This is a genomic window from Agromyces sp. NPDC058110 (genome assembly GCF_042884735.1).
GTDB lineage: Bacteria > Actinomycetota > Actinomycetes > Actinomycetales > Microbacteriaceae > Agromyces.
In genome coordinates this window covers 1-11,603 of record NZ_JBHVTI010000008.1, presented here as the reverse complement: position 1 = coordinate 11,603, position 11,603 = coordinate 1, and the positions used below count along the sequence as shown (strand labels likewise).

Here is an 11,603-nt window from a genome sequence, read left to right as displayed (position 1 = left end):
TCATGGGACACCAAGATCGTCGCAGCACCGCGATCGTCGCAGCATCGCTGAGGAGCCCGTGCCATGGAATGGCTGATCCCCGTCATCATCGTCGTCGCGCTCGTGCTGGTCATCGGCATCTACCTCTGGGCGACCTACAACTCGCTCGTGACGCTGAACGTCCGCGTCGACGAGGCGTGGAGCGACATCACCGTGCAGCTGAAGCGACGGGCCGACCTGATCCCGAATCTCATCGACTCGGTGAAGGGCTACGCCGCGCACGAGAAGGCCGTGTTCGAGAACGTCACGCGCGCCCGGGCCGAGACCCTGCAGGCGCAGGGGCCCGCCGACGCGTCCGCAGCCGAGAACCACATGCAGCAGGCCCTGAAGTCGATCTTCGCGGTCGCCGAGGCGTACCCGCAGCTGCAGGCCAGCCAGAACTTCCTGCAGCTCCAGTCCGAACTGGTCGACACCGAAGACAAGATCCAGGCGTCGCGCCGGTTCTACAACGGCGGGGTGCGCGAGCTGAACACGAAGATCAAGGTGTTCCCGAACACGCTCTTCGTGCGCAGCCTCGGGTTCAGCGAGCGCGACTTCTTCGAGGTCACCGAGCCGGCGGCCATCGCCGAGCCGCCGCGCGTGCAGTTCTAAGGGTCGTCGTTGTATCGCGCGATCGCCAGGAACAAGCGCAACACCGTCTTCATCATCCTGTTCTTCCTCGCCGTCATCGGCGGGCTCGGATGGCTCGCCGCGGCCGTCTACGGCGACCTCACGATCGTCGTCGTCACGGTGGTCATCGCGACGGCGTACGCCGCGTTCCAGTACTTCACCGCCGACCGCCAGGCGCTCGCGATGGCGGGCGCCGTCGAACTGCACTCCAAGGCCGACCACCCGCGCCTCTGGCGCACGGTCGAGAACCTGTCGATCGCCACGGGCACGCCGATGCCGCGGGTGTTCGTCGTCTCCGATCCGGCGCCGAACGCGTTCGCGACGGGGCGCGATCCCGAGCACGCGGTCGTCGCAGCGACCACGGGGCTGCTCGAGATCATGGACGACGCCGAACTCGAGGGCGTCATGGCCCATGAACTCGGCCACGTGCGCAACTACGACATCCGCCTCTCGATGATCGTGTTCGGGCTGGTCGTGGCGGTCGGCTTCATCTCGGACCTGTTCGTGCGCATGGCGTTCTTCGGCCGCAACAACAACAACGGCAACCCCGTGATGATGGTGGTCGGCCTCGTGGCGATGCTCATCGCGCCGCTCGTGGCGAGCCTGGTGCAGCTCGCGGTGTCGCGCCAGCGGGAGTACCTCGCCGATGCGACGGGTGCCATGACGACGCGGCATCCCGATGCCCTCGCGAGCGCCCTCGAGAAACTCGAGACCTACGGCAGGCCCATGAAGCGGCAGAACTCCTCGATGGCGCACCTCTGGATCGCCGATCCGCTGAAGCCCGGGGTCATAGACAAGCTCTTCGCCACGCACCCGCCGATCGCCGAGCGCGTCAAGCGGCTCGAGCAGATGGGCGGCTCCTTCTAGCGTGCGAACTCGCCGGATCAGCCGGATGCCGCGAGCTCGGGTCGCAGCGCATGCGCGAGGTTGCCGCGGTCGACCACGACGATCTCGTCGAGTCCCTGCCACTCCGCGGCTCGCCGCAGGGCCGGAGCGAGCCGTGCGGCGGTGTCGGCGGGCGCCGAAGCCTCGATCCACGCGGACTGCACGCGGAGCACTCGGTTCTTGCGATCGTTCTTGAGGTCGACGCGGCCCACCACGTCGTCGTCGATCAGCACGGGCAGCGAGTAGTAGCCGAAGACGCGCTGCGGTGCGGGGGTGTAGATCTCGATGCGGTAGTGGAAGTCGAACATGCGCTCGGCGCGCGGGCGGAACCAGACGACCGGGTCGAACGGCGAGAGCACGGTCGCGGCGTCGATGCGGCGCGGGCGGCGGGCGTCGCGGTGCACCCAGGTCGGCGCCGCCCGGCCTGCGACGGTCCACCCGGGAACCTCGACGGGCACGAGCACGCCCGCGTCTTCGAGGTCTCGCACGGCGCCGCGCACCTGGGCGCGCTTCATGCGCCAGTAGTCGGCGAGGTCGGCCTCGGTCGCGATGCCGAGCGCGGATGCCGCACGCTCGACGAGCACGCGCACCGCGTCGGCCTCGGAGGGCGGGGGAGCGAGCAGCTCCGCCTCGAGCGCCTGCTCGGGCAACGCGTAGACGCGCTCGAAGCGGCGCCGCTCGATGCAGACGACCTCGCCCACGCGGAACATCCATTCGAGCGTGCGCTTGACGGCCGACCAGCCCCACCACGGCCCGCGCCGCTCGTTCGCGTCGTGCTCGATCTCGCTCGCCCGCATGGGACCGTTGGCCGCGAGCTCGGCCTTCAGCCAGTCGGCGAGCTGCCGGTTCTCGACGAGCCACCCGCCCCACGCCTCGCCGCGCGTGCGGTACTCCTCGCGGCGGAATTCGAACAGCGGCCACAGCTCGCGCGGCACGAAGGCAGCCTCGTGCGCCCAGTACTCGAGCGTGCGGCCCCGTCGCCCGGTGGTCACGCGATCGAGCAGGGCCTTGTCGTAGCCGCCGAGTCGACTGAACACGGGCAGGTAGTGGCTGCGTTCGAAGACGTTGACCGAGTCGATCTGCAGCAGGCCCAAGCGGTCGAGCACGCCGCCGACCTGGCGGAGGCCGGGCTCGGGCGGCGCGGCGCGGCCGAAGCCCTGCGCGGCGAGCGCGATGCGGCGGGCGAGAGGAGGACTGACGCGTTCGACCATGGTGCTCGCACCCTATCGGCGACCCCCGACACGCACATGCCGTCGCGCGCATGCCCCCCGCCTAGACTGGAGCGATGGGCCAGGGTCGGGGCAGGTTCGTCGGCAGGAGACGCACGGTCGGCCGCGCGCCCGAACGGCCCGCTGCCGATGCCCAGGCGTCTCCCGACGCGGTGCCCGACCCCCAGCCCGACGTGAACGCGTCGATCCCGTTCGGCATGCGGCTCGCCGCCGCCTGGTCGTGGCGCCTGCTGCTCGTGGGCGGCGTCGTCGCGGTCGTCATCTTCCTGATCATCCAGCTCCGGCTCATCGTCATCCCGCTGCTCGTCGCGGTGATCCTCTCGGCGCTCCTCGTGCCGTTCTCGAGCCTCCTGCAGCGCCACCGCTGGCCGAAGTGGCTCGCCATCACGACCGCGATGCTGAGCGCGCTCGCCGTCGTCGGCGGCCTGTTGACCCTCGGCATCTGGCAGATCGTGCGCGGCTCCGACGAGCTCGCCGCGCAGTCGGTGATCGCGTGGAACGAGTTCCGCGACTGGCTCGAGAGCGGGCCGCTGCACCTCACCGAGGCCCAGCTCAACGACTTCGTGAACCAGGCCGTCGACGCCGTGCAGAGCGGCAGCGGGGTGCTCGTGAGCGGCGCGCTCTCGGTCGGCACCACCGTCGGGCACTTCCTCACCGGCATGCTGCTCGCGCTGTTCGCGACGCTCTTCATCCTGATCGACGGCCGGGGCATCTGGGGGTGGGTCGTGCGCATCTTCCCGCGTCGTGCGCGGGCCGCCGTCGACGGCGCGGGCAACGCCGGGTGGACGACGCTGCAGAACTTCGTGAAGGTGCAGATCCTCGTCGCGACGATCGATGCGGTCGGCATCGGCCTCGGCGCCTTCCTGCTCGGGGTGCCGCTCGCGGTGCCGATCGCGATCCTGGTGTTCCTCGGCTCGTTCGTGCCGATCGTCGGTGCTGTCGCGACGGGCGCGCTGGCCGTGTTCGTGGCCCTCGTCTACAACGGCCTCTGGCCGGCCGTCGCCATGCTCGGCGTCGTGCTGCTCGTGCAGCAGCTCGAGGGCCACGTGCTGCAGCCGCTCATCATGGGCACCGCGGTGAAGGTGCATCCGCTCGGGGTCGTGCTCGCCGTCGCGGCCGGGTCGTTCCTCGCCGGCATCGCCGGCGCGTTCTTCGCGGTGCCGATCGCGGCGGTGCTCAACGTGATGATCAACTACGTCGCATCCGGTGCGTGGAAGCACGCACCCGCGCCGCCGCTGTCCGAGGTCGCGTCGGCGCTCTGGCGCACCGTCCCGCAACGACCCGGATACCAACGAGGAGAATGAACGCGTGATCAGCACCATCCCGGGCCCGACCCTCGCCGACTTCGAGCGCGCACGCGACGTCGTCGCGGCGGTCGTGCAGCGCACGCCGATGGAGTCCTCGCGGTACCTCGCCGACCACCTCGGCGTGCCCGTGCACCTCAAGTGCGAGAACCTGCAGCGCACGGGCTCGTACAAGCTGCGCGGCGCCTACAACCGGCTCAGCGCGTTGAGCCCAGAGGAGCGCGCACGCGGCGTCGTCGCCGCCTCGGCGGGCAACCACGCGCAGGGCGTCGCGTTCGCGGCGCGCGAGCTCGGCATCAAGGCCACGATCTTCATGCCGGTGGGCGTCGCGCTCCCGAAGCTCGACGCCACGCGGGCCTACGGCGCCGACGTCGTGCTGCACGGCGACTCGGTGGGCGAGACGCTCGAGGCCGCGAGCGCCTTCGCCGCCGACACGGGCGCGGTCGTGATCCCGCCGTTCGACCACGCCGACGTCATCGCGGGCCAGGGCACGCTCGGCCTCGAGGTGCTCGACGAGGTTCCGGATGCCGCGACGATCGTCGTGCCCATCGGCGGCGGCGGCCTGGCGGCGGGCGTGGCGAGCGCCGTCAAGCAGCGCGCGTCGCTCGAGGGCCGCACGGTTCGCGTGATCGGCGTCCAGGCCGAGAACGCCTCGCCCTTCGTGCCGTCGCTCGCGCAGGGGCACGCCGTGCAGGTGCCGGTGGTGCCGACCATCGCCGACGGCATCGCCGTGTACACGCCCGGCGAGCTGACGCTGGAGATCATCCGCGAGACCGTCGACGAGGTCGTCACGGTCAGCGACGACGACATCGCGCGGGCGCTGCTCGTGCTGCTCGAGCGTGCGAAGCTCGTGGTCGAGCCCGCGGGCGCGGTGTCGGTCGCGGCGCTCATGAGCGGCCGCATCCGGTCGGATGGGCCCGTCGTGGCGCTGCTCTCGGGCGGCAACATCGATCCGCTGCTCATGCAGCGCGTGATCGCGCACGGCCTCGCGGCATCCGATCGCTACCTCACGCTCGAGATCGGCCTGCCCGACCGCCCCGGCCAGCTCGCCCGCATCGCGGAGCTGCTCGCCGAGGCGCAGGCGAACGTGATCGAGGTGCTGCACACCCGTCACGGCAACGGCCTGCAGATCTCGGAGGTGGGGCTGCGCCTGTCGGTCGAGACGCGCGGCCCCGCCCACCGCGCATCGGTCGTCGAGGTGCTCAGGCGAGCGGGCTACGAACCGCGCATCGTCGCGGACTAGCCGGTCGCTGCCCGCGGCCCACAGCGCCGGAAACGAGAACGGCGCCGACCATCTGGTCGGCGCCGTGCTCACGTGTTCGAGCGGGTGCTACTGCCCGGCCCAGGTCTCGACCGCGGTGACCTCGACGGCGATCTCGCGGCCGTTCGGCGCCGTGTAGCTGGTCTTGTCGCCGACCTTGAGGCCGAGGATCGCCGCGCCGAGCGGGCTCTGCTCGCTCCACACGTCGAGCTCGGAGTCGCCGGCGATCTCGCGGCTGCCGATGAGGAAGGTCTCCTCGTCGCCCGCGATCACCGCGGTGATGACGGTGCCGGACTCGACGATGCCCTTCGACGTGGGGGCGTCGCCCACCTCAGCGGTCTTCAGCAGCTCCTTGAGCTGGCGGATGCGGGCCTCGATCTTGCCCTGCTCGTCCTTCGCAGCGTGGTATCCGCCGTTCTCCTTGAGGTCGCCCTCTTCGCGAGCGGCCTCGATGCGCTTCGCGATCTCCTCGCGACCCGTGGTCGAGAGCTGCTCGAGCTCGCCGGCGAGCCGGTCGTACGCATCCTGCGTGAGCCAGGTGACGGTGGCGTCCTGCGCCATGGTGCCCTCCTGCGGGGACGCGTTCGACGAACGCGCCCGAATAGACGTGACGCCCCGACGACTGTCGAGGCGAATGCCCCATGTTAGGTGAGCCAGCAGCTCGAAATCAAACCCGTCGCGGCGTCGCGGGCGGTTCGGACGGTCTCGGTCAGGCTGCGCAGCGGCCGATCGGAGGCGGGAATCTCGACGACCTTCCAGCCGACGACCGTGAAGTCGTCGTCGAGCGCCTTCACCGCGCATGCGGTGGTCTCGCCGGCCGGCACCGAGAGGGTCCAGTTGACCTCGACCGAGCGCTCGTCGTTGCGCACGACGTGGGAGGTGTCGGTGGCCTGCACGGCGGCCTGCTGCCCGTCGAGCCCGGCCCAGACGACCCACGAGACCAGCACGACCGCGAACGCGAGGCCGGCGGCGATGAGGATCGTCAGCTCGCGGCGACGATTGCGGCGAGTGCGCCCGTATCGCGCGGCGAGCGGGTCGCTCTCGGTGCTGGACACTCGGAATCCTCGGGGGTCGGATCGATTAGGCTTGCCTTTCAAGCCTAACCCGCCCTGGCCCCGCCAGAATCCGCCGTGAGAGAGAGTTCCATGCGCTCCGAATCCGCTGTCCGTCCGACCCTCCGGATTCGTCTGTGAGCGCGGCGACGGCACTCGTCGCGGCGCACCTCGCGATCGCTCCGGTCGTGCGCGCGGCCGAAGACGAGTTCGATCCCAACGACGTCACGCCCGGCGTCTGGGGCTTCGTCATCACGTTCGGCATCATGGTCGTGGTGCTGCTGCTGGTGCTCGACATGACGCGCCGCATCCGTCGCACGAACTACCGCGCCGAGGTGCAGGAGGAGCTCGCGCGCGAGATGGCCGAGTCCGCCGCAGCGGGCTCCGGCTCCGCCGGTGCCGAGGTGTCCGGTGCCGAGCAGACGGATGCCGTGGCATCCGACCGCTCCGAAGACGACGGCCAGCCGAACGACGCCGGAGACGCGGCACCCGGAGACGCGCCGACCCGCTGAGCGAGGAGCGTCGGCACCGACGGCGTGACGCCCCGGTGGCGCGCAGTCGCGCCCGGTCGCGCCCGCCGGTCAGGCCACGTGGTAGACGGGCGCGAGCGCGATGATGAGCGACGCCGTCCAGTGGCACATGAACGCCAGCACCGTGCAGGTGTGGAAGATCTCGTGGAACCCGAAGACTCCCGGCCACGGGTTCGGCTTCTTGAAGCCGTAGATGACGGCGCCGATCGTGTACAGCACCCCGCCGACCACGACGAGCACCATCATCGCGACGCTGGCGGCGAGCAGGTCGCCGAGGTACATGACGGCGGCCCAGCCGAGCAGCAGGTAGAGCGGAACGTAGAGCCAGCGCGGCGCCGTGATCCAGAAGACGCGGAACCCGATGCCGAGCAGGGCGCCGCCCCAGACGACCGCGAGCAGGATCCAGCCCTTGTCGGGCGGGAGTGCGAGCACCGCGAGCGGCGTGTAGGTGCCGGCGATCAGCAGGAAGATGTTCGCGTGGTCGATGCGCTTCAGGAGCACCTTGGTCTTCGGCTTCCAGTTGAAGCGGTGGTACAGCGCCGAGTTGCCGAAGAGCAGCAGCGAGGTGAGCATGAACACGGCCGAGGCCCACTTCGCCGGTGCTCCGTGCGCGAGCGTGATGAGCACGATGCCCGCGGCGATCGCGAACGGGAACGTGCCGGCGTGGATCCAGCCCCGCCAGGTCGGCTTGACCTCGTCTCCGGCATGCGCGATCGCGTCGTCGAGCAGGGGGATGTTCGGCAGGTCGGGGCCGTGCCGCTCGACGTCGACCGCGGCATCCGTCGGATCCTCGGGCGCGACGGGCCGGGCGAGCTCGTGCGCGAGGTCGGACGGCTCGCGGTGGCGCTTGGGGGTCATGCTCACAGCGTAGGGCCACCCCGGTCACGGTCCGCTGTGAGTGTGCGGGCCGCACTCGCGGTAGCGTAGTCGCGTGCAATCCAGCGATCCGCCCCTCGGTCGCGGCATCCTCTACCGGCTGTATCAGCGCCGTCTGCGACGCGGACTCGAGCAGGAGTCGCTGCCTCGACACGTCGCGATGATCATCGACGGCAACCGCAGGTGGGCCAAGCAGCTCGGCTACGACTCCGCCGCGCACGGCCACCGGGCCGGTGCGGCGAAGGTGCGCGAGTTCCTCGAGTGGTGCGACGACCTCGGCATCCAGGTCGTCACCCTCTACCTGCTGTCGAGCGACAACCTCGGCAACCGGTCGAGCGACGAGCTCGCCGCCCTCATCGAGATCATCGCCGAGCTCGCCGAGGAGCTCTCGCACTACCGCGACTGGCGCGTGCAGCACGTCGGCTCCGACGCCGGCCTGCCCCAACCGCTCGTCGCGGCGCTCGACGCCGCGGAGCATCGCACGGCCGACAAGGGCGGCCTGCACGTGAACCTGGCCGTCGGATACGGCGGGCGCAAGGAGATCGTCGACGCCATGCGCTCGATCGTGGCCGCGCACCACGCCGAGGGCGGCAGCCTCGACGACCTCGCCGACCGGCTCACGCCCGACCTCATCGGCCTGCACCTCTACACGGGCGGGCAACCCGACCCCGACCTCGTCATCCGCACCTCGGGCGAGCAGCGGCTCAGCGATTTCATGCTGTGGCAGGCCGCGCACAGCGAGTTCTACTTCGTCGAGGCCCTCGGCCCCGACCTGCGGCAGGTCGACTTCCTGCGGGCGATCCGCGACTACGCCAAGCGGCATCGACGTTTCGGAGGCTGACGTCCGCTTTGCGCACGGGGGGTTGCGGCGTGCCATGATGTCGCTCGAAGAATGGGGGCCATGAATGGGCATCGACGCGTTCGTCGCCGGGTTCGGAGAAGAACCCGGATACCTCGACTACGGGCGGTTCGGGCCGCTCGCCAGGGTCGCGGCCGAGGAGAGCAACGCCCTCACCCACGTGCTCGAGCGCTCGCGCCACGGAAGCTCGTCGGTGTTCCTCGAGCAGGACGCCCGGGTGCGCGAGGCGGCGTCGGCCCTCACCGGCTTCGCCGCCGACCAGATCGTGTTCACGCCGAACACGAGCACCGGCCTCATGCACGCCCTGTTCGGGTTGACCGGCGGCGTGCTCCTCTCGCCCGGCGAGTTCCCCAGCCTGCCGATCGCGGCCGTGCGCGCCCAGGAGGCGCTGAACGTCGTGCAGCCCGTCTGGCTCGAGACCGACCACGGCAAGGTGACGCCCGGCCAGATCCGCGACCAGCTCGAGCACGGGGTCGGCGCCGTGGCCGTGAGCCTCGTCGACGCCCGCACCGGCTACCTGTGCGACATCGAGGGCATCCGCCAGGTCATCGGCGACCGCCTGCTGATCGTCGATGCGATCCAGGGATTCGGCGTCGTCGACGCCCCGTGGCAGGTGGCCGACGTCGTCGCGACCGGCGGGCAGAAGTGGTGCCGTGCCGGCTGGGGCACCGGCTTCCTCGCGATGTCCGATCGCGCGATCGAGCAGCTCACGCCCGTGTTCTCGGGCTTCTCCGCCACCGAGGAGGCGGAGCCGTGGGGCTTCGTGCCGCCGCCCGCCCCCGGCGCGAAGGCGTTCCGGGTGTCGAACCCCGACCCCATCGCCCAGGCGCGCTTCGCCGCCGCCATGGAGGAGCTCGCCGCCGTGGGCGTCGCGAACGTCAACGCCGCGGTCGCGGCGAACGTCAGCAGCGTCATCGACCTGGCCGACGAGTTCGCGATCGCCGTCGCCTCGTCGCGCAACGAGCACGAGCGCGCCGGCATCGTCGTGCTCGAACCGCCGGCCGACCAGCTCTCGGTGCTCACCGCCTCGCTGCACAACCACGGAGTGACCGCCACCACGCGTCTCGGGCAGGTGCGGCTCAGCGCCCACGCGGGCACCGACGCCGAGACCCTCGACATGCTGCGCTCGGCGTTCGTCTCGTACGGCTCCGCCGCGACGTACTGACGCCCGCCCCGCGGCATCCGCTCGTCGACGAATGTGAACTCTGTGTGACGCCGACGCAACTCGCCGCGTGTCGATCGACGCGAATCCGAACGACCGACGTAGCGTCGCTCACATCGGGCAAGGTGCCCGAACGAGTCGGCTCGTGAAGCGCTCGTAGGAGGATTCGCCGGCCGGCGCGAGAGCCGAGCGGACACGCTCGGGGCAGGAGCGGTCGTGGCCTCACTCGAAACCTCCAAGTCCGTCGCACGTTCCACCGGACGCGAGCAGCGTCCGGATGCCGCGTCGCCTGAAGGCCTCGCGCAGGACGAGCGCACGTACGTGCTCGACACCTCGGTGCTGCTGTCGGATCCCCGGGCGCTGTTCCGCTTCGCGGAGCACGCGGTCGTGCTGCCGGTGATCGTCATCACCGAACTCGAGGCCAAGCGCAACGACCCCGAGATCGGCTACTTCGCGCGCCAGTCGCTGCGGATCCTCGACGAATTGCGCATCGAGCACGAGCGGCTCGACTTCCCGATCCCGGTCGGCGACGGCGGTTCGCTGCGCGTCGAGCTGAACCACTCGAGCACCTCGGTGCTGCCGAGCGGGCTGCAGTTGAACGACAACGACACGCGCATCCTCGCGTGCGCCGCGAACCTCGCCAACGACGGCATCGCCGTCACGGTCGTCTCCAAGGACCTCCCGCTGCGCGTCAAGGCCGCCTCGATCGGACTCGACGCGCAGGAGTACCGCGCCGAGCTCGCGCACGACTCCGGCTGGACGGGCATGAGCGAGCTCTCGCTCGGCTCGAACGAGATGGCCAAGCTCTACGAGCACGAACACCTCTCGATCGCGGAGGCCGAGGGGATCCCGGTCAACACGGGCCTCGTGATCCACTCCGACCGGGGTTCGGCACTCGCGCGGGTCACGGGCGAGCGCAAGGTGCGCCTCGTGCGCGGCGACCGCGACGTCTTCGGCCTGCACGGCCGCTCCGCCGAGCAGCGGCTCGCGATCGACCTGCTGCTCGACCCCGAGATCGGCATCCTCTCGCTCGGCGGCCGGGCCGGCACCGGCAAGTCGGCGCTCGCCCTCTGCGCGGGGCTCGAGGCCGTGCTCGAGCGCCAGCAGCACAAGAAGATCATGGTGTTCCGTCCGCTCTACGCGGTGGGCGGGCAGGAGCTCGGCTACCTGCCGGGCGACCAGGGCGAGAAGATGAACCCCTGGGGCCAGGCGGTCTTCGACACGCTCGGATCGGTGGTCTCCGACAACGTGCTCGACGAGGTCGTCGATCGCGGCATCCTCGAGGTGCTGCCGCTCACGCACATCCGCGGCCGCTCGCTGCACGACGCGTTCGTGATCGTCGACGAGGCCCAGTCGCTCGAGCGCAACGTGCTGCTCACGGTGCTCTCGCGCATCGGGCAGAACTCCCGCGTCGTGCTCACCCACGACGTGGCGCAGCGCGACAACCTGCGCGTGGGACGCCACGACGGCGTCGCCTCGGTGATCGAGACGCTGAAGGGGCATCCGCTGTTCGCCCACATCACGCTCACCCGGTCGGAGCGCTCGGCCATCGCGGCCCTCGTGTCGGAGATGCTCGACGGCGCCGAACTCACCTGACCCGCTGACCTGAACGGACGGATGCCGGTGGCGGGCGACCTGCCACCGGCATCCGTCGTCTGCGGAGGTGAGGCGCGGGCTGGGGCGCCGTCGCGCGCCCACAGTTCCGGCGTGCGTCGTGGCGTCTTGGAGCGGAGGAGATTCGCGCGAAGGGAGGCTGCCTGCCGACGCAGGGTCCTCCCTTCGCGCGAATCTCCTCCG

General features: G+C 70.6%; 12 protein-coding genes. 8 read left to right on the top strand and 4 right to left on the bottom strand.

What is annotated here, in order from left to right; translation table 11 throughout:
- Positions 1 to 63: 63 nt before the first annotated feature.
- Positions 64 to 630 carry a LemA family protein gene (locus ACFVS8_RS18290; RefSeq protein WP_387065606.1) on the top strand — a complete coding sequence of 189 codons (567 nt, stop codon included), beginning with the start codon at positions 64 to 66 and terminating at the stop codon, positions 628 to 630.
- 9 nt (positions 631 to 639) lie between these two features.
- Positions 640 to 1,515, top strand: a complete 876-nt coding sequence (locus ACFVS8_RS18285; protein WP_387065604.1) for a M48 family metalloprotease — start codon at positions 640 to 642, stop codon at positions 1,513 to 1,515.
- Between the two features lie 17 nt (positions 1,516 to 1,532).
- On the opposite strand, the gene ACFVS8_RS18280 is transcribed toward ACFVS8_RS18285, so the two are convergent.
- Positions 1,533 to 2,744, bottom strand: coding sequence for a winged helix-turn-helix domain-containing protein (locus ACFVS8_RS18280; RefSeq protein WP_387065601.1), 1,212 nt, complete (start codon positions 2,742 to 2,744; stop codon positions 1,533 to 1,535).
- A 74-nt stretch (positions 2,745 to 2,818) separates the two neighbouring features.
- Here ACFVS8_RS18280 and ACFVS8_RS18275 point away from each other — a divergent pair, with 74 nt between their 5' ends.
- Both ACFVS8_RS18275 and ilvA read left to right on the top strand, forming a co-directional pair.
- Positions 2,819 to 4,066: an AI-2E family transporter gene (locus ACFVS8_RS18275; RefSeq protein WP_387065598.1), complete on the top strand. Its 1,248-nt coding sequence runs from the start codon at positions 2,819 to 2,821 to the stop codon at positions 4,064 to 4,066.
- Between the two features lie 4 nt (positions 4,067 to 4,070).
- Positions 4,071 to 5,309, top strand: coding sequence for a threonine ammonia-lyase (gene ilvA, locus ACFVS8_RS18270; RefSeq protein ID WP_387065595.1), 1,239 nt, complete (start codon positions 4,071 to 4,073; stop codon positions 5,307 to 5,309).
- 87 nt (positions 5,310 to 5,396) lie between these two features.
- On the opposite strand, the gene greA is transcribed toward ilvA, so the two are convergent.
- The gene (gene greA / locus ACFVS8_RS18265) at positions 5,397 to 5,888 is read right to left on the bottom strand and encodes a transcription elongation factor GreA (RefSeq protein WP_387065592.1); all 492 of its coding nucleotides are present in this window, start codon (positions 5,886 to 5,888) and stop codon (positions 5,397 to 5,399) included.
- A gap of 83 nt (positions 5,889 to 5,971) precedes the next feature.
- Positions 5,972 to 6,382, bottom strand: coding sequence for a DUF4307 domain-containing protein (locus ACFVS8_RS18260; protein ID WP_387065590.1), 411 nt, complete (start codon positions 6,380 to 6,382; stop codon positions 5,972 to 5,974).
- A 134-nt stretch (positions 6,383 to 6,516) separates the two neighbouring features.
- On the opposite strand from ACFVS8_RS18260, the gene ACFVS8_RS18255 reads away from it, so the two are divergent.
- Entirely contained in the window at positions 6,517 to 6,891 is a 375-nt protein-coding gene (locus tag ACFVS8_RS18255) for a hypothetical protein (RefSeq protein ID WP_387065588.1), read from the top strand.
- A gap of 69 nt (positions 6,892 to 6,960) precedes the next feature.
- On the opposite strand, the gene ACFVS8_RS18250 is transcribed toward ACFVS8_RS18255, so the two are convergent.
- Positions 6,961 to 7,767, bottom strand: coding sequence for a hemolysin III family protein (locus ACFVS8_RS18250; protein ID WP_387065585.1), 807 nt, complete (start codon positions 7,765 to 7,767; stop codon positions 6,961 to 6,963).
- Between the two features lie 73 nt (positions 7,768 to 7,840).
- On the opposite strand from ACFVS8_RS18250, the gene ACFVS8_RS18245 reads away from it, so the two are divergent.
- The 3 genes from ACFVS8_RS18245 to ACFVS8_RS18235 all read left to right on the top strand — a co-directional run bounded on the left by ACFVS8_RS18245 (position 7,841) and on the right by ACFVS8_RS18235 (position 11,402).
- Positions 7,841 to 8,626: an isoprenyl transferase gene (locus tag ACFVS8_RS18245; protein WP_387065582.1), complete on the top strand. Its 786-nt coding sequence runs from the start codon at positions 7,841 to 7,843 to the stop codon at positions 8,624 to 8,626.
- A gap of 64 nt (positions 8,627 to 8,690) precedes the next feature.
- Positions 8,691 to 9,809 carry an aminotransferase class V-fold PLP-dependent enzyme gene (locus ACFVS8_RS18240; RefSeq protein WP_387065579.1) on the top strand — a complete coding sequence of 373 codons (1,119 nt, stop codon included), beginning with the start codon at positions 8,691 to 8,693 and terminating at the stop codon, positions 9,807 to 9,809.
- Positions 9,810 to 10,022: 213 nt separating this feature from the next.
- Positions 10,023 to 11,402, top strand: coding sequence for a PhoH family protein (locus ACFVS8_RS18235; RefSeq protein ID WP_387065576.1), 1,380 nt, complete (start codon positions 10,023 to 10,025; stop codon positions 11,400 to 11,402).
- Positions 11,403 to 11,603: the final 201 nt, after the last annotated feature.